Source organism: Paenibacillus sp. P5_B5 (genome assembly GCF_056400365.1).
In genome coordinates, this window is record NZ_JBFULK010000001.1 from 474,050 (window position 1) to 496,449 (window position 22,400).

At 40.8% G+C, this 22,400-nt stretch carries 21 protein-coding genes; all 21 read left to right on the plus strand.

Annotated features, from left to right (window positions below):
* The first annotated feature begins 165 nt into the window (after positions 1-165).
* The 21 genes from AC1DOK_RS02375 to AC1DOK_RS02475 all read left to right on the plus strand — a co-directional run bounded on the left by AC1DOK_RS02375 (position 166) and on the right by AC1DOK_RS02475 (position 22,335).
* On the plus strand, positions 166-2,442 hold the full coding sequence (locus AC1DOK_RS02375) for a DEAD/DEAH box helicase (RefSeq protein ID WP_477552612.1): 2,277 nt from the start codon (positions 166-168) through the stop codon (positions 2,440-2,442).
* A 48-nt stretch (positions 2,443-2,490) separates the two neighbouring features.
* The gene (locus tag AC1DOK_RS02380; protein WP_477552613.1) at positions 2,491-3,906 is read left to right on the plus strand and encodes a ribonuclease H-like domain-containing protein; all 1,416 of its coding nucleotides are present in this window, start codon (positions 2,491-2,493) and stop codon (positions 3,904-3,906) included.
* Positions 3,890-4,762, plus strand: coding sequence for a deoxyribonuclease IV (locus AC1DOK_RS02385; RefSeq protein WP_477552614.1), 873 nt, complete (start codon positions 3,890-3,892; stop codon positions 4,760-4,762). Before AC1DOK_RS02380 ends, AC1DOK_RS02385 begins: the two co-directional genes overlap by 17 nt.
* 18 nt (positions 4,763-4,780) lie before the next feature.
* Positions 4,781-5,119: a cyclic-phosphate processing receiver domain-containing protein gene (locus tag AC1DOK_RS02390; RefSeq protein ID WP_477552615.1), complete on the plus strand. Its 339-nt coding sequence runs from the start codon at positions 4,781-4,783 to the stop codon at positions 5,117-5,119.
* Positions 5,120-5,167: 48 nt separating this feature from the next.
* Positions 5,168-5,929 (plus strand): ABC transporter ATP-binding protein, encoded by a 762-nt coding sequence (locus tag AC1DOK_RS02395; RefSeq protein WP_477552616.1) that lies wholly within the window; start codon positions 5,168-5,170, stop codon positions 5,927-5,929.
* A 46-nt stretch (positions 5,930-5,975) separates the two neighbouring features.
* Positions 5,976-7,046 carry an SAM-dependent methyltransferase gene (locus tag AC1DOK_RS02400; protein ID WP_477552617.1) on the plus strand — a complete coding sequence of 357 codons (1,071 nt, stop codon included), beginning with the start codon at positions 5,976-5,978 and terminating at the stop codon, positions 7,044-7,046.
* A 210-nt stretch (positions 7,047-7,256) separates the two neighbouring features.
* Complete coding sequence (locus AC1DOK_RS02405; protein ID WP_477552618.1) at positions 7,257-7,820, plus strand: hypothetical protein; 564 nt, start codon at positions 7,257-7,259, stop codon at positions 7,818-7,820.
* A gap of 171 nt (positions 7,821-7,991) precedes the next feature.
* Positions 7,992-9,149: an FtsX-like permease family protein gene (locus tag AC1DOK_RS02410; RefSeq protein WP_477552619.1), complete on the plus strand. Its 1,158-nt coding sequence runs from the start codon at positions 7,992-7,994 to the stop codon at positions 9,147-9,149.
* 4 nt (positions 9,150-9,153) lie between these two features.
* Positions 9,154-10,512, plus strand: a complete 1,359-nt coding sequence (locus tag AC1DOK_RS02415) for an ABC transporter permease (RefSeq protein ID WP_477552620.1) — start codon at positions 9,154-9,156, stop codon at positions 10,510-10,512.
* 5 nt (positions 10,513-10,517) lie between these two features.
* Complete coding sequence (locus tag AC1DOK_RS02420; protein ID WP_477552621.1) at positions 10,518-11,186, plus strand: ABC transporter ATP-binding protein; 669 nt, start codon at positions 10,518-10,520, stop codon at positions 11,184-11,186.
* 155 nt (positions 11,187-11,341) lie between these two features.
* Positions 11,342-11,467 carry a hypothetical protein gene (locus AC1DOK_RS02425; RefSeq protein ID WP_477552622.1) on the plus strand — a complete coding sequence of 42 codons (126 nt, stop codon included), beginning with the start codon at positions 11,342-11,344 and terminating at the stop codon, positions 11,465-11,467.
* Positions 11,468-11,874: 407 nt separating this feature from the next.
* Positions 11,875-13,014: an AAA family ATPase gene (locus AC1DOK_RS02430; RefSeq protein WP_477552623.1), complete on the plus strand. Its 1,140-nt coding sequence runs from the start codon at positions 11,875-11,877 to the stop codon at positions 13,012-13,014.
* Positions 13,001-14,257 carry a CpaF family protein gene (locus AC1DOK_RS02435; protein WP_477552624.1) on the plus strand — a complete coding sequence of 419 codons (1,257 nt, stop codon included), beginning with the start codon at positions 13,001-13,003 and terminating at the stop codon, positions 14,255-14,257. Before AC1DOK_RS02430 ends, AC1DOK_RS02435 begins: the two co-directional genes overlap by 14 nt.
* A complete protein-coding gene (locus AC1DOK_RS02440) occupies positions 14,254-15,033 on the plus strand; it encodes a type II secretion system F family protein (RefSeq protein WP_477552625.1) in 780 nt (259 codons plus the stop codon). Before AC1DOK_RS02435 ends, AC1DOK_RS02440 begins: the two co-directional genes overlap by 4 nt.
* Positions 15,034-15,068: 35 nt before the next feature.
* Positions 15,069-15,899, plus strand: coding sequence for a type II secretion system F family protein (locus tag AC1DOK_RS02445; protein ID WP_477552626.1), 831 nt, complete (start codon positions 15,069-15,071; stop codon positions 15,897-15,899).
* A 30-nt stretch (positions 15,900-15,929) separates the two neighbouring features.
* Positions 15,930-16,151 (plus strand): Flp1 family type IVb pilin, encoded by a 222-nt coding sequence (locus AC1DOK_RS02450; protein ID WP_477552627.1) that lies wholly within the window; start codon positions 15,930-15,932, stop codon positions 16,149-16,151.
* Complete coding sequence (locus AC1DOK_RS02455; protein ID WP_477552628.1) at positions 16,142-17,149, plus strand: TadE/TadG family type IV pilus assembly protein; 1,008 nt, start codon at positions 16,142-16,144, stop codon at positions 17,147-17,149. The genes AC1DOK_RS02450 and AC1DOK_RS02455 overlap by 10 nt, the downstream gene beginning before the upstream one ends.
* 15 nt (positions 17,150-17,164) lie before the next feature.
* Positions 17,165-19,339: a hypothetical protein gene (locus AC1DOK_RS02460; protein ID WP_477552629.1), complete on the plus strand. Its 2,175-nt coding sequence runs from the start codon at positions 17,165-17,167 to the stop codon at positions 19,337-19,339.
* Between the two features lie 51 nt (positions 19,340-19,390).
* Complete coding sequence (locus AC1DOK_RS02465; protein ID WP_477552630.1) at positions 19,391-20,098, plus strand: TadE/TadG family type IV pilus assembly protein; 708 nt, start codon at positions 19,391-19,393, stop codon at positions 20,096-20,098.
* Positions 20,099-20,139: 41 nt separating this feature from the next.
* A complete protein-coding gene (locus AC1DOK_RS02470; RefSeq protein ID WP_477552631.1) occupies positions 20,140-20,652 on the plus strand; it encodes an A24 family peptidase in 513 nt (170 codons plus the stop codon).
* Between the two features lie 18 nt (positions 20,653-20,670).
* Complete coding sequence (locus AC1DOK_RS02475) at positions 20,671-22,335, plus strand: DUF6382 domain-containing protein (protein ID WP_477552632.1); 1,665 nt, start codon at positions 20,671-20,673, stop codon at positions 22,333-22,335.
* Positions 22,336-22,400 lie beyond the last annotated feature (65 nt).

The window sequence follows — 22,400 nt, forward strand, 5'->3', positions numbered from 1 at the left end:
TTTTTGTCGAGAAAGCAGGTTGAGATCAGGTTCGAAAGGACTAAGCATATTAGTTTCCTTGTTTGGTCTATGTTTGTTTTAGTTTAGCTTCAGGTATATTGAAAGACGAACGTATATTCTGTACAATGGAACTAATTATACGTATGGTTGAGGAGAAATGCGAAAGTGAATCCGTTAACGGGGAAAGTAACGTCCATAGAAGAAATGCTAGAGGTCATGCGCAGTAAACCAGAAATAATGGCTGGCGTAACCAATTGGCATACCATTCCAGCAAAAGAGGCTAAAACTGTCCTATTTCCGTCTAGCTTGCATGTTAAATTGCGATCTGCCCTAGTTACACGCGGCATAGGGTACTTATATACACATCAGAGTGAAGCGTTCGAACGAGCATTAGCAGGGGATCATGTAGTTACGGTCACACCAACGGCATCTGGTAAAACATTGTGTTATAACCTGCCTGTTGTACAGAAGATTATCGAGGACGATAGTGCAAGAGCACTGTATTTATTTCCGACAAAGGCATTAGCCCAAGATCAAGTAACCGAACTGCAGAAGCTCGTTGAGGTAATGGGTGTGGATATTAAATCAAGCACCTATGATGGGGATACACCAGTATCCGCAAGACAAGCGATTCGGAATGCGGGGCATATTGTAGTTACGAATCCAGATATGCTGCATCAAGCTATTCTTCCCTTGCATACGAAGTGGGTCAAGCTATTCGAGAATTTACGTTATGTGGTCATTGATGAGGTGCATTCTTATCGTGGCGTATTTGGATCACATGTGGCGAACGTCATTCGCCGGCTCAAAAGAATTTGTCGATTCTACGGCTCGAATCCCCAGTTCATCTGCGCATCTGCAACGATTGCGAATCCGCGTGAACATACAGAACGACTGATTGGAGAGCAAGTTGCACTTGTCGACAACAATGGAGCGCCGTCAGGTGATAAGCACTTCGTCTTCTATAATCCACCGGTTGTAAATGAACAACTGGGTATACGCAAGAGCTCCGTGTTAGAAGCACGCAAAATCGCTGGACTGCTGCTTAGCAGCGGTATCCAAACGATTGTCTTTGCACGCTCACGCGTGCGGGTAGAGCTGCTGCTGACTTACTTGCAGGAGCTGATTCGCGGCGAGCTCGGCAGCAAGTCGATCCGCGGCTATCGCGGCGGCTATCTGCCGATGCAGCGCCGCGAGATCGAGCGCGGGCTCCGCAGCGGCGAGATCCGCGGCGTAGTGAGCACGAATGCTCTCGAGCTCGGCATCGACATCGGCCAACTGCAGGCATGCGTATTGTGCGGATACCCTGGCACAATTGCCAGCACATGGCAGCAGGCGGGCCGTGCAGGCCGCCGCAAGGAGAGCTCGCTCACCGTGCTTGTGGCGAGCTCTGGGACGCTGGATCAATACGTGATCCAGCATCCACAGTTCTTCTTCGAACGTCCGCCAGAGGAGGCGCGCATTAGCCCAGATAACCTCATCATACTCGTTGATCATGTTAAATGCGCAGCGTATGAGCTGCCGTTCGAAGCGGGTGAGAAGTTCGGCGATGAGCCGCTCATCGATATTCTCGATTATCTCGCCGAAGAGAAGGTACTCCACGAGGTGGACAAGCGCTGGTACTGGATGGAGCAATCCTTTCCAGCGCAAGGTATCTCACTTCGTTCCGCAGCTCAAGAGAATTTCATCATTATCGATCTATCGAATGGCTCACGTGTTATTGGTGAAGTGGATCGTTTCTCAGCACCAACGCTTATTCATGAAGAAGCGATCTATATCCATGAGGGTGTGCAATATCAGGTGGAGAAGCTTGACTATGAAGAGAAGAAGGCTTTCGTACGTGAAGTGAATGTCGACTACTATACGGATGCGAATCTGGCTGTTCAGCTCAAGGTTCTACATGTGAATAAAGAAGAACAGCGCGATGGCTTGGAACGCCATTATGGTGAAGTTACGATTAATGCGCAGGCGACAATATTCAAAAAAATCCGTTTGAGGAGTCATGAGAATATCGGCTCTGGTCCGATTCGATTGCCAGAGGAAGAGTTGCACACAAGCTCTTATTGGTTCTCGTTCGATGATTCGGTAACCGAGAAATTTACTGCGAACGATCTGCAATATGGCTTACTTGGAATTGCGAATGTACTTGTTCATATCGCACCCTTGTATTTAATGTGTGATCCGTTTGATATCAGAGTCGTGCCTCAAGTACGCGCTTTGCATAATAAGAAACCAACGATATTCTTCTATGATCGATATCCTGGTGGAGTCGGACTTAGTGAGCATTTATACGAGATTCATGCAGATTTGCTAGAGCAAGCTAAGCAGATTATTACCTCCTGTAGCTGTCTGAGCGGTTGCCCTGCTTGTGTCGGACCTATTGAAGAGGTTGGCTTGTTAGGGAAGAAGCATGCGCTAGATTTATTGTCACTGACGATATAATTAACGATATAAATATAATTCGGTGCTGAGGAAAGGGAGTGAAAAGACATGAGCAGTGTGAGAGAGCGGTTGCTCAGACATAAACAGGCTAGTATGAAGTCAGCGGTAAGCGTAAATAGTGACCTTGAACATAAACATGAACATTCACTATCTAGTGATCATATGGAGGTAAGGGCTGACTATGGAGAGCGAGTAGATCAAGATTTGCAAGCTGACACAGCTGATATGCTGCTTGATAAGCCTCTTCTTGAGCCTGCTTGGTCGCTCATTGGGGCAGAACTATGCCACAATGAAAAGGGCTCATTCCTGCTGCGTCGAAAGGTTTATTTACTATCCGAATCACAAGGAATCTATCAACTCGACGAGCTACGGATCCATGCTACTGAATTAATAGCTTTTCAAAGTAACGGTTCAGGTGCAGACACTTTGTCTGAGCGTTCACTTCTTTTTCTCGATACGGAAACAACTGGACTTGGAATTGGAGCGGGGAACGTTCCTTTTATGATCGGAATTGGTTACTACACTGATGAGTCATTTTTAGTAGAACAGTTATTCATTCGCAATCCCGCTGAGGAGCTTGCTATGCTGCATTACTTACAACTTACGCTTCAGCGGTTTACACATCTAGTCACTTATAATGGACGAACCTTCGATTGGCCGCTTATTTTGAATCGTTTTATCCTGAATCGTCAGCCTGCAGATAATAGTGAACTACAGCATATCGATCTTCTTCATCCTTCCCGGAGCGTTTGGAAGAATACGCTGCCTACCTGCAAGCTAAGCCAAGTAGAAGTGGATCGTCTAGGCGTGTATAGGTATGATGATGTACCAGGATCGCTTGCTCCAGCACTGTATTTTCAATATTTAGCGGAAAGTAATCCGACTCTCTTACATGGGGTATTCAAGCATAATGAACAGGATATCGTGACGCTGGCTTCTCTAGTCATTCATTTTGCTAAGCTGCTTTCAGGTACACTTGATCTAAGTCGTATGCCATTAGAAGAGCGGTTTCGTTCAGCATTATGGTTAGCGAAAATGAATAAACAGGTGTTTGCTAATGAATTACTGGATCATATTTGGCAGGAGCTGCTATATGGCTCATATTCAGACGAGGGAAATGCAGTATGGCGCAGCGATCTGCCGCTAAGGCTAGCGACTTACTATAAACAGAAACACGAGCATCAGCGTGCTGTATCTTTATGGCACAGATGGATCGATACAAGAGCAAGTGGACTCCCAACGATGATACAGCCCTATATTGAGCTAGCTATTCACTACGAGCATCGTGAACGCAACTTTGCTAAAGCGATGAGTTTATCGACTTCGGCATACGAAATGTTAAGAAGACGCAAAGCGCTGCGCAGATACACAGCTACAGATACAATTGCAGAGCTTGAACTACAGAAACGAATGGACCGTTTACGTACAAAATCACAGAAATTGGGGAATGCTAGGAAGCAGTAAGGAAAGGAAGTGTTCCGCGCTGCTAATTGGAGCTCATGTCTCGACCAGGCAAGGTTACTGTGGTGCTGTACGAATGGCACATAAGATGGGAGCTAACGCATTTCAATTTTTCCCCAAAAATCCTCGTTCACTCGTTCTCAAATCATCCTATAATGAACATGATGCTAGGGAATGCGCTAGCTTGTCCCACAGCTTGGGAATAGTCTCGATTACGCATGCACCGTATGCTTTGAACTTAGCGGTAGATGCAGATCAGCAGGATATTATGCATCATGCACTCCTGAATTGTTTAGAGATTACCGAAGCCTGTGGTGCAATTGGTTTAGTCGTGCATTTTGGTAAAAATAAGGGTATTGATAGGTTACAATCCTACAAAAATATTATACAATTGACAAATAAATCGCTCAAAGAATGGCAAGGTCAAGCTTTGCTACTGATAGAGAATCAAGCAGGCGAAGGTACACAGATGGGGATGACCTTAGATGAATTAACAACGATACGTAGGCTAAGTGATTATCCTGATAAAATTGGCTACTGTCTGGATACTTGTCACGCATTCGCTAGTGGATTATGGAATGGACATAACTGGGATTCAGTAGTAGATCACGGGGTTAAGCTTGAATATTTTGAATACCTGAAAGCGGTTCATTTGAATGATTCCTTATATCCTTCTGGTTCGAGACGGGATCGGCATGCTCCTATTGGGAGCGGGTATATTACGAATTCGGGTATACAACAGCTTCTACACTCTGAAGTGATCAGACATGTTCCTTGTATTCTAGAAACACCCAAAGGGTTAGATGGTACGCATTACAAAGAAATTAATCACGTTAAATATTTATCTAATAAAGAGTAGAAGGAGAGAGATCTGTACGTGATACATGTTTACTTAGATGATTCTAGACGGTGTCCAGAAGGATTTGTACTTGCCAAAACGGCGGCAGAATGCATTTTAATTTTAGATCAATATGAGGTTGATATTTTATCCTTAGATTTTGATTTGGGCTGGAATTGCCCTACTGGTAGTGAGGTTGCACGTTGGGTTGCAGCTTCAGGTAAGTATCCTAGAAGTATTTTTTTGCATACCTCCTCTCATAGCGGGAAAGTCAGAATGTATGAAACTTTATATGAGAGTAAACCTGATCACGTGAAGCTCCATAATGGTCCGATGCCTGACGACCTGATTGCCGCTGTTGCCAAAGAAGCTAAGTAGCTTATACATACTAATCATTATACTTAAGTTGGGGAATGGGGAAGCTGTATGATACGATTATCGGATGTTTATTTTATACGAGAAGATAGAAAGATTCTGGATAATGTGCAATTAGAAGTGCGTAAAGGCGAACATTGGGTTATACTTGGACGCAACGGTTCAGGAAAAACAACGATGCTCGAACTGGTAAACGGATATGAATTTCCAAGCAGAGGTACGGTTGAAGTTCTAGGGAATCGATATGGACAATGTGATGTACGTGAAGTTCGTCGCAAAATCGGGTATATATCGCAATCCCTATTTGAGAAATTGAATTTATCAGATCCAGTTTGGGAAGTTGTGGCAACAGGGGAATACGCATTCTTACGTTTCTATCAAACGATTGAGCCTGTAGTTATTGAGAAAGCAGTTGCTTTTTTACGTAAAATTGGTCTTGGGCATGTAATAGAGCAGCCACTAGGTAGCTTGTCTCAGGGTGAACGCAAGAAAGTGATGCTCGCTCGCGCACTAATGACGAATCCTGAAATTCTCATTCTAGACGAGCCATGCTCTGGTCTTGATTTGTATGAACGGGAAAAGCTGCTCGCTGACATAACGGAGATGGGTAAAGATATGACAGTTGTGTATGTTACTCATCATATTGAAGAAATGATTCCGCTCTTCACGCATGTTGCCCTGATTGAACAAGGCCGATTAATCGCGTCTGGGCCTAAGAAGGAAGTTCTGACTTCCGATAACTTACGTAAAGTATTTGATGTACCTGTTGAAATTGAATGGTTCAAAGATCGTCCATGGATTAAAGTTGTGTAAGATGAATTGAATTTGTACAGACATAAGGAGAATAGATAAACATACGATGAACAATCAGATGGATGTAGAAGAAGAGACAACAAGCGTAAGTTCAACATGGATTGGGACGGCGAATCACGGATTTGCAGTATATGCGATTGAAGAGCTTCGAAGATTATTTACGGGAATGAAGTTTAAGTATTTAGTTCCGTCCGAGACTTTTCAGTTTACGGTTGAACTTTCATATGAAGATGTGCTTCAGCACATACATAGTCAAGAACCGATGTTTCTAAGACATATTCATCCGGTACAGACTCAATTAACGCGGTCCGAAGAGATGGATCATGAAGCTGATTTAGTCGCGATTCGTCGTGCAATTAAAGCTTTACCTGACTTGAATCGAGACGAGAAAATAGCTGTGCAGGTACGTAAGGCTGAGAACGCGGGCTTTGCTTATTCTCCTTCAGAGATCAAGAAAGCTCTAGATGAAGTACTCATTGAAAGATTCTCTGTGGAAACAGTTGTGCGCGATGCGGATCAGATCGTTTCAATCTATGTTACAGCTACCACTATCTTTATTGGCGTTTCTCGCCCTTCGGATAATTTATCAGACTGGGCTGGAGGAGCGATTCGTTTCCGCAAAGAGGATGGGCAAATTTCGCGAGCTAAATTTAAGCTGTTAGAAGCGGAGTATGCTTTTGGACTGGATTTCACACAGTATCGCAATGCAATTGATCTTGGTGCGGCTCCTGGTGGTTGGACAAGCTTATTGCTTGAGCGTGGTCTTCAAGTGACTGCGATCGACCCTGGAGCACTTGATCCCTCCATCATTCGCCATAAGCGACTTACCTACTATCGTCGCAATGCTGCGAACGTTAAGTTAGATGAGAATCAATATGATTTACTTGTGTGCGATATGAGCTGGAGTCCGAAGCAGACAGGTAAGCTGCTTAAGGATCTACTCTATGCGCTTCAAGTTGGTGGTACAATCATCCTTACGGTTAAATTGATGCATAAGAAGCCATTCCAAACCATCAAAGAGTTGATTAAAGAACTTGAGCCAGAACTTAGCTTACAGCATGCTAAGCAGTTGTTCCATAATCGTGAGGAATTAACGTTATTCTTGGTTAAGAATTAAGAAATTAAATAAGATTAGCAGGTCAGCCTTTTGGATGAAGGGGCTGGCCTTTATTTTTTGGATAGCCATATGCAATCTTACAAAAAAACTAATAGTTTCCGAAAATAAACAGAATTTTTGAAAAACAATGTCAGAGTGTGATAACATAATGTAGAATTAAATCCTTTTTTATCTAAAAATTACATAATCATAATTACGAGGAGAATCTAAATGAGAAAAACGCTCAACTTCTTGCTGCCAGTTTTTCTAATATTGCTCGGATATTTGGTGTATATGCAATGGTTTAGTCCTTCGAAGCCTTTACTCTATCTACCCCCAGAGAAAGCAACCTTTCCCTCTCAATTATCTTCGTTGCCAATTAATTTACTGAGTGGAAAAGAAGAGACTTTGGACATCAAGGGTAAAGCTTATACCATTTTTGTTGTCGATATCGGCAGTTATACGATGGGAAGAGATTTTTCGCAGTCTTTCTATATGAAATTAAAACGGTTTCATGAACTTTTATCCAAAAAAGATACTAACATCGTTTATTTATGGTCGACAAATAAGAAAGATGAAGTTGCCAAGCTTGCAGAGTTAGTAGAAACAGATCCTTACGCAAAACAAGTTATCTTCGATCAAACATTGAAAGCGCAATTTCAAAAAAATGGCTTGCAGATTATAAATTATCCGATTGTTTTTGTTTATTCACAAGAAGGGGAGATGATTTTCCAGCAGCACATTATGCCGAGCACAATGGAAGATTTAATGTCATTGATTGATAAGGGGAAATGAAATATGGATTATATTAAATATTCATATCAAAATATACAACGTTTTTCTGTTTCTTTCAGCATTATGATGATTTGTGTCGCATTAGCAACTTTTTGTATTCTGAGCGTCTATTCCATTGTTGAAGTACAAAAAATTTACAGAGAAAATGCCATATCACAATCAAACAAAAACATGAATTATAATCAACTCGAAATTGCAACCAAAACAGTTGATCGACCTGTCACCATGAAGACTATGGAGGATACGATCTCTTTAGAAGGAGTTGTTAGCGGGTATTATTATGAAGATCTGTCCTATTATTTATGGCAATATGAATATCTTGCACCATGGCTTGAGTGGGAAAATAACCTCAACCTGGATTTAAGCCCGATCTTAATAAATGTCGACCAAGCTCAGGAATATGGGTTGGATAAAAAAATAGTGCATGGTCGGTATTTCTCAGGCGATCCAAATGAAGTGATTATATCGCGAGATTTATATAATAAATTTATACATAAGGACAAGGTTATTCAAGATAATAAGGGGATCATAAGTGAAGAGGATAGGAACAACTTGAAAAAAGGTTCAGGAGAATCCATTGATCTTAGCAAGCTTGTTGATCAAAAGGTATCCTTTATGTACGCAATTGATTTTGAGGAATTGTTCCCGGAATTCAGAGGATTACATTCAATCCCGTTAACGGTTGTCGGTGTTTATGATCCGGGCATTGGATATAAAACGCAAGGTAATGTTTGGCTGCCTATAACGATAAAAGAGAAGCTTACAGCACTTGATTTCTCCAAGCCTGAATCCATTTTCAGCGGAAAAGCCGTGATCCGAAGCGATAATTTACTAGACTCTACGAAACTAATGGCGAATCAAGAGTTTGCAAATCTCTTAGTGAAAAGAACGGAGACTCCGAATTATTTAGAGCGTTCTTCAAATTTATTTTCTCTGGCGCAAAACACGTTCAATTCGCTATCTTTTGTCGTATCCGTAATCATTTCTGTTATATGTGTTATTGGTACAAGCCTTCTGATTATTGTTAGAAGAAACTATGACTTTATACTGCAGCGGGCTTTGGGAATTGCAAGAAGCAAGCAAATATTGTTGTTTACCGTAGAAATTTTAATCGTCACCATAATGGGCTCATTGCTCGGATTGTTCCTAACGCTAGCTTTATTGCAAAGTGGTTTATTAGATGCGATCGGATTTAATCTATTTCTGCCTGGTTCAACAACTCTATTAGTCGTATTGTTAATCCCATTGATTGCAACTTGTATCGCATTTCTTTCCTTGTTATTTGTTTCCAGGAGACAAATCTCATTAGGACTTACGAAAGAGGGATGATTAGATGTGGAGTACATATATACTTCGCTCATGGCATGAGCTGGTAAGATTTAAAAAACGTAACATGATCTCGCTTTTTGGGCTAGTGGCAATGGTTGGGTTATTAACTTTCTTATTATCCATCATTTTTCAACTAAACAATATTTTCGTTGCTAAGGATTCTGAATTTGCCAATAGAATGCAGTTAATTAGTATTATTGGTGATCAATTTAATGATACAAAACTTGAAGATATTGCTAGCATAGAAGGTGTGGAACACATTTTACCTTTATCAAATGCACGCTCCTACCCATGGTCAAATTTTAGAATGGGGGATAACGCGGTTCTTCCAGTGTATGTTAAATTTTACGATCCAGAATATTCGTCATTTTTTCAAGACAAGGGCTTGATGGAGAAGACAATGGAGGGGAAGACAGATGTAATTGTTTCTGCAGAATTTTCCAATAACGTACTAAGTCTTGAGCAATATCAAAAAGCATTTGGCATCGATCAACCAGGTTCTCTAGAGATGTTAGGCGCTTCCCGAAGTAAGCTCATTAAACAGTATCAGGACTTTCAGATTGCTTCAGAAACGATAGTTAATCCTGATTTAGAAGTATTAGGGGAACACCTAAATATATCAATTGAAGAAAAGTACTTTGCGGATGTCAATCGAAATGTCCCTCGGAACTCACAAGCTCAAATCACGGGCCAACTTAAATCGAATGTTTTGATCACAGAGGCAAATCATATCTTATTACCATCTCCTTCAATAAAATTCTTTGTACCATCAGATAAGGAGCCTCCCTATGCTAATGTTTACATTAAGGTTGAAACATTAGATAAGGTGCCAACTGTAATCGATCAACTACGAGCAAAAGGCTATAGAGTAATTGATATGCTTGTAAATACCAAGTTTAATCTCAATAACTCTAGTCAGTTTTTGAAGAATATATCGGCTTTAATGTTCATTGTTTTACTCATATCGATTATTAATTTCGCAATTACAATGTTTAGTTCAATTGAGGATAGGAAAAGAGACATCGGTATACGTAAAGCACTTGGGGCTAGCTCAAAGCAAATTGTAAGCGGTTATATGTTGGAAGGGCTAATGTTAGTTTCTATTGCATCCATAATTGGTATTCTTGTAGTTATTCTATGTTTTAGCGGACTACGCTCTTTAATTTATTCTAACACGATTACTTTTGATTCTTTGTATACTTATGGGCTCGAAAAAAAATCTATTGCTGCTATACTTCAGTTGAATGTACCGGTTAGTATAGTCATATTTCTTTTTATGATTATATTCGGAGCCATCGTAAGTTATATCATAGCTAAAATTTTCGTGAGACGTAATAGTATGTCATTAATGAAAAGTAGGTGATTGTAATGATTGATATCAACCATTTATCACATAGTTTTGGAAAAGAAGAGAATAGCACTCAGGTATTGAAAGAAATCAATATCCATATCAATCAAGGTGAGTTCGTAGCTGTGCAAGGAAGATCTGGCTCCGGTAAGAGTACTCTACTGAATATTCTTGGTGGGTTTATGAAACCGACAATTGGATCTGTTCAAGTGAATCATACTGATATTACTAAATTGAATGAGAATCAATTATCTACTTATAGACGAGAGCAAGTGGGGTTTATTTTTCAACAGTTCCATTTATTTAGTAACATGAGTGCACAACAAAATGTAGAAGAACCACTATTCTATGCTGGAATCAGGTCGAAAGAAAGGCAGGAACGAGCAGTAGAAATGCTTAAAGAAGTTGGACTTGGGGATCGAATTCATCATATGACGCATCAATTGAGCGGTGGACAACAGCAGAGGGTGGCTATCGCAAGAGCGTTGGTTTCCAGTCCAAATATTATACTGGCAGATGAACCAACTGGAAATTTGGATGCTTCGACCGAGCAAGAGGTAATTGAGCTCTTAATCAGAGTTAATAAAGATTTAAACAAGACTGTAGTTGTTGTAACACATAGTGATTTGGTAGCTGTATCAGCAGATCGAAAGTTATATATTAGCGATGGATGTCTAGTGGAAAGATGAAGGAGATTCTACTGTATTCTTAATTGTGGAAATAATATTATTCATTGTTAATAATCAAGCATTATTGAATGTTTAGGTCAGCCTTTCGGATGAAGGGCTGGCCTTTATTTTGTGTATACGAAAATATTATGCAGAACGTAGCGGAGGGGACGGAATTGTCCTGGAGAAGCGAAGCGTTCGCCTTTGCCACCGGATTTCTACCACTATATGCGGTATACGATCAAGAAATCTGGGGGCAACAGCGATCGGAAGGACAATCCGTACACGCAGCGTTCATCTAGCAGCACCATTACATTTTTCAGTAACTCATTTTATAAATCTTAAGCATCTTATCGGTCATTATTAAGACAGTTAAGCCGTTTCTTCATATTTTCAAACCCCTCCCAAGACTTGTGTAGTCCTAGACTTAAGCCCCATAAACAAACTCTGCTCGAGGCGGTGTTTCGAATAGATTCATGTCTTGTATGATTTATACAGGTAAATTGATCCAATTATGATAGTAACACTCATATTAGTCTAGTAGACAATCAGAAAATTTAGTATAAAATTATCTTGCTCAATATGGTAAATTATGCTAAGCTGATTCCATATTAATAGCTACACATGCGGAAGCACCGCTGAATGCAGATTTTATCTGCTCTCAGTGTGTGCTTTTTTTGTTGTTAACAATGAGGAAGTGGAGGTAAATATGAAGGAGCATTTGTTTGTATGGATCGATGAAGATATGGAGTATGTACATGGAGTCATGGCCTTTTTGCAGCATTCGACCTATAAAGATTTGATTGATCTTAAGGTATTTACGACTGTATCTAATGCTGAAATGTTCTTACAACGAACTAGTATGAGGCCTCTAATCATCGGAACTCAGCAAATCTTACATGCAATGACGCTAGTTGATGGACATCATCAGATCGTCATTCTACAGGAACAGGTAAGTGATATACACGAGCAGAGTAGCACCGGTAGAGTTTATCTGTATAAGTATCAAGCCCTAACTCGATTATTAACACAATTATGCCAGATTGATAAAGCACGTAAACAAGCACTTGGTCTTGCCGATCAGCTATCTGCTAGGAAGTCCAGAATAATCGGTGTATATGCAGCCGTAGGTCACTGCGGTAAATCAACACTTGCTCTGAATATAGCGAGAAGCTTAGTTATAAAGGATTATCGTGTCTTGTATATATCTCTCGAAAGTATAGGGACTGCAGATTTCGTGTTACAAGCAGGAATGGATATCGAACAAAGTGGTGAAATGTTATCTCAGCTCATGTATTTTCTAAGAATGGATCGAAGTAAGTTTGTGAGCAAGCTTGCAACGATAATAAAACGTGATACGAGAAGTGGAATCGATTATATTAGCGCAATCAATCAGGTACGAGAAATGGAAGAAATGTCTAAGCCAGATGTGAAGTTATTCTTAGAAACTATTGCTCAGAACGATCAGTATGATTGGATTGTGATCGATTTGGAGAGCTCCTTGCATCCGCGAATTGTTACAGCAATGGAGAGCTGTGATGATATTATCTGGCTGATTCAGGATGATGCGATATGTCTTCATAAATCGGAATTGATCCATAAATCACTACCTTCTTTGAACCGAACACATTTTGTAGTCAATAAATATACAGGAAGAATGGCAGTGGATGCTGCGACGTATGGATGTGAGCCCTCGTTCTTCTTGCCCTATATTCCGGAATGGAAGAATACCTCTAATCCGAATGCATTAATCACGCACCGAGTTTATCAAGAAGCTGTTAGTTTCGTAATCAGGGAGCTTGAGAAACCAACAATGTCGAAAGGGAGATTAGTTCATGAAGGCAGATGAAATAGCTGAACTGAAGCTGAAGGTAGCAGAAAGGCTCGACTTATCTAGCCCCATAGCTGATGAACAATTACAAGCGGTGATTGAGCAGGTTGTATTCGATCACACGGCTGGACTTGGTATGACCGCGAGTGGGCTCTATCAGTGTGTGATGAGACTGTTTCATAGCTTTCGTGGACTTGATGTACTACAGCCGCTAGTCGATGATCCTTCGATAACAGAAATAATGGTCAATGGRCATCAAGAGTTGTTCATTGAGCGAGGAGGTCGAGTGATACAGGTAGAGGATGCTTTTGAAAGCAAAGAGCGACTTGAAGATATTATTCAAAGTATCGTTGCTAAAGTGAATCGTACAGTTAATGAATCATCACCTATTGTTGATGCTAGACTGCCCGATGGTTCACGTGTGAATGTTGTTCTTCCGCCGATTGCGCTCAAAGGACCAACAATGACGATCCGTAAGTTCCCTGAGAATCCCTTAACCATTGCGGATCTTATAGTATACGGAGCATTATCCAGTGAGGCTGCAACAGTTTTGCAAACCTTTGTGAAAGCCAAATACAATATCTTCATCGGTGGCGGGACAGGCTCTGGTAAAACAACCTTTCTGAATGCACTATCACAATGGATTCCAAGTGATGAACGGATCATAACAATCGAAGATTCTGCTGAATTACAGATCCGGACTGTTCCTAATTTAGTCTCACTAGAAACACGTAACGCTAACACGGAAGGCAAAGGCGAAATATCGATTCGAGATCTCATTCGAACCTCACTTCGAATGCGCCCCAACCGTGTAATCGTGGGAGAGGTCCGTGGAGCAGAATGCTTAGAAATGCTGCAAGCTATGAACACAGGACATGATGGAAGCTTGTCAACTGGCCATGCTAACTCTTCGCGAGATATGCTGAGCAGACTTGAAACGATGGTATTAAGTGCCGCACCATTGCCGCTTACGGTGATTCGTCAGCAGATAAGCTCGGCAATTGATATTCTAATCCATTTAAGTCGAATACGTGATTCAACACGTAAAGTTACTGAAATTTGTGAAGTGATCGGAGTGACGAATGGAGAAATTGAGCTGAATCCATTGTTCACATTCGTTGAACAGGAGGAACAACAGAATGGCAAGGTGATTGGCGAGCTATCCTATACCGGTAATCCGTTAATTCATACGTTAAAGCTTCGAATGGCAGGTAAATCATTACCTGATTGGATGAGGGGAAAGGAGCGCATAACGAATTGAAAATAAAATCGAAGACAGTAGAGAATAGGAGCCAAGTAGTCGATTACGATGAATATCATTTACCCATTCGTGAAAGAGTGATTGTCATCCTTGTTGCAGGTCTTGTTATGGGGCTGATTGGGTTTGTTTTCTATAAAAATATCATTCTGTCCATTCTACTAGGATTGACAGGGTTTCTATCCCCTAGGATGTGGCGCGATCTCATGATTATTCGGCGTAAAGATAAGCTTCTAACCCAGTTTAGGCAAGCCCTTTACTGCTTATCCTCATCTCTTACAGCTGGCAAATCCATTGAGAATGCCTTCCGTGATGCTTTAGCTGATCTAAAGCTACTTTTCATTGAACCTTCTAATCTGATTGTCGGTGAATTCACGACGATCGTACAACGACTAGAGAATGGGGAACCAATTGAGAAAGCGGTTAACGATTTCTCAAGTCGAGCAAATATCGAGGATATTAGCAATTTTACAGATGTACTAGTGACATGCAAGCGAACAGGAGGGAATTTAATTGAAGTGATGCGCCGGACAACGGGTATTTTGACAGAGAAGCTTGAAATTCAGACAGATATTGCTGTCATGCTTGCACAGAAGAAATTTGAGTCTCGGATCATGACACTTGCTCCAATTTGTATTGTAGCTGTACTTAGCTTTTCCTCTGGGGATTACATGGAGCCATTATTCCATGGACTAGGAAGAGTTATTATGACAATTTGCTTGTGTATCCTTGCATTCTGTTTCTGGTTGACACAGCGAATGATGAAGATTGTGGTGTAGATATGATGGTATTTATAGTCTTACTTTGTGTAGAAATGGGTTTGTTGGTCACGGTCATCTTATTGAGTCTTGATTATCGCAAGAGAATCGTTAGCGATTTACCTTATTCATTCAAATTAAAGTTCTTGGCTCCAGCATCTTTATATATTCTGAATCAGTTCAAACTGATGAAGCGAATAGCCTTTTATACGATTAAGGTTCATGAGAAAATCGTCGTCATTTATGGAAATAAACCTGCAAGAGAAATTACCCAATTGTTCATCGCTGAGGTCCTTACTCAAATGTACTTGTGCTTGATTGGCGGAACACTCTTCACGATTATTGCTAATGATCTGACAGCAATTGGTTTCGGCTTGTTCGTAGCAATCATCATCCCATTCATCGGACTCAAACAATTGAGTACACAAGTGGAGCAGCGAAAGCGAAGTATTATTTTGGAGCTGCCAGAGGTTCTAAATAAATTAATTCTACTCGTAAATGCAGGTGAAACTGTGCAAGGAGCCTTGATCCGAACGATTACCAAATCAAGTAGTTTACAGGAAAGTCCACTGTTTAAGGAACTGAAATTAACGCTTCAAGAACTGCAAATGAATGTCTCGTTTGCCAAAGCGCTAGAAAATATGAGCCGAAGGTGTGCTTCGCAAGAGGTGTCCATGTTTATGACTACCTTGCTACTCAACTACAAGAGAGGGGGGGAAGAACTCGTATTGTCATTACGTACCTTATCAAAGGAATTATGGGACAGGCGTAAGGCGGTAAGCCGGACGCTTGGAGAAGAGGCTGCCTCTAAACTTGTTTTTCCGATGGTAATCATTTTTGTAGTTGTATTAATAATTGTAGGAGCGCCAGCGTTAATGCTGATGTAAATTCTAATTGATCATATTGGAGGAATTGTAATGAAGCTTAATTTAAAAGAAAGATTAATTGGGTTTTGGAAGGAAGAGGATGGACTTGGTACACTAGAAATTTTACTGATTGTTGCTGTGCTCGTTGCTATTGCAATTATATTTCGGAAATGGATAGTCGGGTGGTTTAACAAATTGGTTGGTGAAGCAGATACAAATCTCAATGATTCGACGGTAAAACCTTGTCTTCCAGGTACGACAGGTTGTCCGTGATCCATAAGCAAAGTAAAGTTTATCCGGTTTATTCTCGTATTTGGAGGAATCAAACCGGAAGCTTCACACTCGAATCTACGCTCGTGTTTCCTTTTATTCTTATCTGTACAGTTATTCTGCTTTTTACAGCGGTGTATATGTATCAAGTTGCTTATATGCGCAGTACATCTGGCATTGCGGCAGAAAGAGCAGCGTATGTGTGGGACAATTCGTATAAGGATCCAGTTACAGGTCGATTCACTCCGAGTGCACAGGATGGCTTGTATCGGCGGCTAACAAGTGATTTATTCAGTGCTGGACTTGGTCTGTTTGGGTCAACTGGGGGATCCAAGATGTCACTTCCCGTACAAGCTATTCAGCCAGGGACAAATTTAATGCAGTCGAAGCTAGCCAACTCCGCTATACATATTCCTGCTAATCTACAAGGAGAAATTAAATTTGTAAGTTCCGGCGTGCTGAGCAAAATACAGGTGCAACTTAATGAACCCTTTAATATGCCATTCAGAGGAATTTCCTTAGCAATGGGAGAACACGCATCGTATATTACAGACCCGATTGAATTTATTCGTACGATTGATCTAACCCGCACTTATATGAGCGAGATCAAAGATCGCATAAGTCCTAAGAAGGCAAGTGAGCTATTTAAAGAACCAAGTGGTAATTCAGGGCAAGGTACGACCTTTACTTTCAAATCAGAAGCTGAGGCATCTGATTATATTCGCAAGCTAGTAAGTGGCGTTAAGACAGAGATGCAGACTCCTTCGGGCCCTAAGCGTGTGATCGATGCGCTAGATTCGGGTGGGATAGCACATCAAGCTTATTATTATACGAACTCGGAACTCGAGAGTGTTCAATTACCCAAAGACATTGAGCTTATGCAAGCAGGTATGGTAAAAGGGGTCGTATGGCATTTCTTTAAAGGCGGCAAAAACCTACCCTCTGAGAAGCTGCAGCAGAAATTAGATCAAGCAGGAATTATCGTTGTCATTCATGAGTAAGAGAGGAGAACCATCTTGTTACGTCGGTTTCGTTCAGCTAAAGGAGCGGTATCAGTCTATTTGATCATTATATTCGTACCTATCTTTCTTTTTACAACATTGTTCATTGATTATGCACGAATTAAAGCCTCCGAACTTGAAACGGAACAAGCGATAAGAGCAGGAGTAAGGTCCGTTATGTCAGCTTATAGTCCGGATTTGCAGCAATGGGGTTTATTTGGCCTCGGTATTGATTCCGAACAAGCGAAAGTGATCTTTGATCAAGTGATCAAAGAGAATATGCAAGCTGCAGCGGATCCCAATTATTTTGCTTATATAGATACTCAGTTGAAAGCAGACTCCACTCAAATCACACCTATGTATATGTTAAGTAATCATGATGTATTTAAACGGCAGATTCTAGAAGAAATGAAATATCGTGCTCCGATAGAATTTGCCTTAGAAATTACGGACAAGCTGCAGAAGCCTACCATAACTTCAATGTTTAAGAGTGGATCGATATTCTCAAAGAATGCAGACAAGCTGGAGAAGCTTATTGATAAGCGAGAGGATGCTCTGGATTCAGCATGGTCAAGAGCAGAAGATTTGAATGTTCGCATCGAACAAGCCTATAACTCTTATAATGAGAAAATTAATCAAATGCAGAATTTGGCGAGTCAAATAGGTTCTGAAACTGTAATCTCATTAAACGCGCAGCTCGAGAGTTTAGGTAGTGGCCATAAAGATGAAAGTAAGGAAGAGAAAGAGGCTAGAAATCAAGCAAAGGAACAGATCAGACAAATACTTGCCTGGATTCATGAGTATATTCAGTTACTTGCAGAGACGAAGCTTCAAGCGGAATGGGATTATTCGATCATGCTTAACATTCAGAAGGATGTTGATGAGTACATTCAATCTGCTAAGAAAATAAATGATGAAATCGTAACTGAGCTTGATCGTATTAAGAAAGAAAGCGGAACAGAAGACCAGCTTGGAGTAAACGATGTATTTACGCAAGTCGTTATTCGTGACCAGTCCTATTTTAACTCATTTCAGGCAGGGGTTGCTTCCGTTACAGCTTTGTTTGCTGGATTCCGTAATGACTTAGGAGCGATTTATTTATATAACGATGCTAATTACTCTAAGGCTATTGCATCGAACGAAGCTTATCGAGATCGTAATCAGAGTTTCTATCAACAGCAGTCTTCGATTGAAGCTCAGCGCCAGCAAGAGAACGACAATGTGAAGGGGCAGAAGAAGGAACGTCGTAAGGAGATTAAGAGCGTTCTGGATCAAGCTAAGAAGACGGTTATGAGTAGCTGCATTGTTGGTAGTGAGCAAGCGACGGAAGACAATTACAAACAGCTTGAAGGCGATAGTAAGAATAAGGCTGAAGGACTCTATGCTAAATATTTGCAATTGAATCAAGTTCAGGGCTCAGGTGATAATGGTGTTTCTTTTGGACTTGATGATGCGGATAAATCTACAACGAAATCAATGGATTTATTAGGTGCATTAGGGGACCTGTTATTAAGCGCTCGTAATGAACTTTATTTAAATGAGTATGTGCTTACCAAATATAACTATCGAACATTTGGAATTGAACAAAAACCAAGTGGGGAGATAAAGAAGGAGCGGACCTTGAATAGTCCGGATTCCCATAACTTATTTAATCAGGAAGTCGAATACATGATTTATGGATTTTCCTCCTGTGGTTCTAATCTGTCCTCTGCATATGGCGAAATGTTTGCGATACGGTTTGCTATTCGTACTTTAGAGGAGTTATCAGACCCGAAGAATAAACTTCTTGGGATTGGTTCACCTTTTTTAGTTCTATTAACAGCAGCAGCTAAAGGAGCAGTCAAAGCCTATTCAGATATGGAAGAACTTACGAATGGAAAAGCAGTACCGATTTCTTCTAAGATTACAGGCTCTGCTTTCACTTTTACATATAAAGATTATTTACGCCTATTCCTATTCCTTCATTCGAATGACAAGAAATTAATGTCCAGAATGCAAGCTCTGATTGAGCTTAACACCAATGTGGATCTTGCAACGGTGCCTACCTACATAGAAGGAGAAGGAGCGTCTTCGACTTCATTATGGTTTACTTCGGGCTTATTTAAATTACTTCGACTATCAGGAAATTCACAATGTGTAGTAAATGGAAATCGATGTGAAATTGTGAAATCAGCTGCAATTGCCTATTGAAGCCCAATTGACTCTGTTCCATTTTGAGGCGAGAAAGGAGTACTTCGCATCATGAAATTAAAGCGCCTTATCGAGGTTATATGTAAGTATTTCAAGTCATTCTCACTGGTTCGAGCTACCAAGGGGGGCATTACGCTTGAGGCAGCAATCATAATGCCGATGTTCATTTCTTTTGTACTTGTCCTAATAGTATTCGTTCGTTTAGCTGTGACCGAAATCGCATTAAAATCTGCTGCAGTTGAAACTACCAAGCTCGTTTCGGCAAATTTATATCCTGTGGAATTGCTAGTAGACGAGGCGAAAGCTAAATATAACGGGAGTCAAATTGGTGCTGGGATTAACTCTGCGATTGATCGTGTCAAGACCGCACAAGGAAAGTTAGAACAGGCAGAGAAATTCGTCGATGATTATGGAGCTTGGATTCCTGAGCCATTCATTCAGTTAATAGAGTGGGAGAAGGAAGTTAGGCAGTCCGCTGCTACTCAAACCGAAGCTGAGCTTCAGAATTTGAATAATACCGTACTTCAGCCTAGGTTAAATCAAGCTATGAAACCAATTGTTTACTTGTTTGCTGATCAGTCTACGTTAGAGAAGGATCGTATGAATGTGAATAAGGTAAATTGGCCGAGTTTAAGTGATCGTGATCATGCTTATTTAGGAATTGAATTAACCTATCGTTTCCCGATTCGACTACCTTTTCTGAGCAAAGAGTTGATTTTGAAGAAAAAAGCATATGAGCGGGTCTGGCTCGGAGCTTAAATTTTATAAAATTATTTGTATATACAGGGGGCAACAATCGATTGGTAGTTAATGTGATGCTAGGGATGTATATTGTGGTTGCATGCGTTACGGATATAAGAAAATCACTCATTCCCAATTATTTAACGGTGAGTGCATGTTTAGCAGGCTTGTTTCTTCATGCAGTCTTGAACGGGGGAACTGGAGTACTCCAATCACTTATTGGACTCTTGATTGGTTTTGGACTCACGCTTCCACTATATTTGGCTCGTGCTGTAGGTGCTGGAGACGTGAAGCTGTTCGCGGGCATCGGTGCATTGTCTGGTTCATCGTTTGTCATCAACTCATTGATTTACTCCCTGTTATGCGCAGGTGTAATTGGCGTTATTATTCTGATTTGGCGTAAAGAGCTCATTCGTCGAATCGCAAGCTTGTTCACACGATTATGGATGTTTATTTGGGTACGAGACTTTGATGCTATCCGAACCATTCATCAAGAGAAGAATGTGACTTTTCCTTTTATGGTTGCGGTTGTTCCAGGTATTTTGTTTACTTATTGCGATAAGTGGATATAAGGAGGGAGAGAAGATTATATGAGCGAGGAAATAGCCGGCTTTCAAGTGAGTTATATCGATCGTGGTGGGCATTATATGCTGCTAGAACAGGAAGTAAAGCGTGAACAGCTCATAGAACTGCAAGTACAGATGCTTAGCACAGGCACGATCCCCGGTTTATTGCCGCTTAGAGTGGATGAGATTGACTTTCATATCCAGCTCTTATATAACATCAGTTCACGTAAAATGCTTCATTATGCGTTACAAATTCGTAAATTGACTAGTAAGGACGCGATTGATTTAATAACGAGTATGACGGCCACTATAGGAAACTCTTTAAACTATCTATTACATGAGAGTAAATATGTTCTACATGATCGGTTGATTTATGTTGGCGAGCACTGGGGGGATATATGGTTAACCTATGTTCCAGGGAACATCGTGGCACTTCCGTCTCTGCAAAATCAGATCAAAAAGCTACTATCCATCCTTGTTCAGCATTTGCAGAATCATCATGAGCCATGTGACGACGTAGTCAGACTTCAACGTCATTGTGAGCGAGAAGCATGGACATTTGCTGATTTTCGGCAAGAAGTAGAACAATTACTAGCAGTTCCATATTGGGTCAAAGAACCAACAGTAAATAATAGAGGTGTCGCAGATGAACAACAAGTTCTACACCACGCGGTACATCAGACTTTAGATCAATCTCTACAACAATCTGTACTTCATCCTCAACAAGAACCACTTCATCAAGCAGTAAATCAACCTCAGCATCAAGCACATCAAGCATCACGTCAACATCAGCATCAAGCAGAACACATCTCTCCTAATCACAGTCATCAAGTTCGGACGGAGCTTCCTAAAGAAGAAGATAATTGGAAGGGGACTTGGTGGGAAGATGTTGAAGAGGTATCTTCTAAAGAGTCCATATTCGACTTAAATCTTAGTCAGAAGGCTGCTAAGTCCATTATTTATGTGATATTAGCAGTATCTATCATCGTAGGAGCCCAGACTGCTATGAATCCAACAAAACTATGGATCTGCATGGCTATAGTAGTTGTAATTATATTGGCTACAGGAGTCCTACTATTGAAGAAACAATTATTCCCAAATAGAGGCATGATAGTCAATGAAAACTATGAAGACAATCAAAATAACCAAGGCAATCAATACAACCAAGACAAGGAATATGGGCAGACACATGTCAGTATCATGAGTAAAATAAACAAAATGAGTATTGAGCCCGATCCTGATTCTGATCTCGATACATACTATCAACAGCTAGGGAATAAAACTTCTTTGTTAGCACCCAATCATGCGATGGTTACTTCACTCCTAGATGCTAAATCGAGAGAGGAATTTGATCGCGAGATTCAGAGGGCAAGTACATCCGAATCACAGCCTATGCTGGAAATCAAGGTGAATGGACGTATTGAACATAAACGTATTCATAACCTTCCATTTGTCATTGGGCGCGATGATACGGGTGTAGGTCTGACCGTACACACGAAGGGTGTGTCTCGCATACATGCAGAGGTGTGTGAAGGATCGGGAGGCTACGTGATTCGAGATCTAGATTCGAAGAATGGTACAACATTGAACGAACAAGAGCTTGTACCTTATGAGAGCTATCCATTGTCAGATGGTGATATGATCGGGATAGTTTCCTACAAAATCGTCTTTCGTAGCTATGCATCCTAGTTACATAGTAGGAGTACATAATCTTTGTTTACAAATATATTTCCACTATTTTGGTACAAGTGGTA

What these genes read in the sequence shown, in the direction of transcription:
- AC1DOK_RS02380 (WP_477552613.1), top strand. Translation starts at nt 2,491, where the DNA reads ATGAGCAGTGTGAGAGAGCGGTTGCTCAGACATAAACAGGCTAGTATG.
- AC1DOK_RS02385 (WP_477552614.1), top strand. Translation starts at nt 3,890, where the DNA reads ATGCTAGGAAGCAGTAAGGAAAGGAAGTGTTCCGCGCTGCTAATTGGA.
- AC1DOK_RS02395 (WP_477552616.1), top strand. Translation starts at nt 5,168, where the DNA reads ATGATACGATTATCGGATGTTTATTTTATACGAGAAGATAGAAAGATT.
- AC1DOK_RS02400 (WP_477552617.1), top strand. Translation starts at nt 5,976, where the DNA reads ATGAACAATCAGATGGATGTAGAAGAAGAGACAACAAGCGTAAGTTCA.
- AC1DOK_RS02405 (WP_477552618.1), top strand. Translation starts at nt 7,257, where the DNA reads ATGAGAAAAACGCTCAACTTCTTGCTGCCAGTTTTTCTAATATTGCTC.
- AC1DOK_RS02410 (WP_477552619.1), top strand. Translation starts at nt 7,992, where the DNA reads ATGAATTATAATCAACTCGAAATTGCAACCAAAACAGTTGATCGACCT.
- AC1DOK_RS02415 (WP_477552620.1), top strand. Translation starts at nt 9,154, where the DNA reads ATGTGGAGTACATATATACTTCGCTCATGGCATGAGCTGGTAAGATTT.
- AC1DOK_RS02420 (WP_477552621.1), top strand. Translation starts at nt 10,518, where the DNA reads ATGATTGATATCAACCATTTATCACATAGTTTTGGAAAAGAAGAGAAT.
- AC1DOK_RS02430 (WP_477552623.1), top strand. Translation starts at nt 11,875, where the DNA reads ATGAAGGAGCATTTGTTTGTATGGATCGATGAAGATATGGAGTATGTA.
- AC1DOK_RS02445 (WP_477552626.1), top strand. Translation starts at nt 15,069, where the DNA reads ATGGGTTTGTTGGTCACGGTCATCTTATTGAGTCTTGATTATCGCAAG.
- AC1DOK_RS02450 (WP_477552627.1), top strand. Translation starts at nt 15,930, where the DNA reads ATGAAGCTTAATTTAAAAGAAAGATTAATTGGGTTTTGGAAGGAAGAG.
- AC1DOK_RS02465 (WP_477552630.1), top strand. Translation starts at nt 19,391, where the DNA reads ATGAAATTAAAGCGCCTTATCGAGGTTATATGTAAGTATTTCAAGTCA.
- AC1DOK_RS02475 (WP_477552632.1), top strand. Translation starts at nt 20,671, where the DNA reads ATGAGCGAGGAAATAGCCGGCTTTCAAGTGAGTTATATCGATCGTGGT.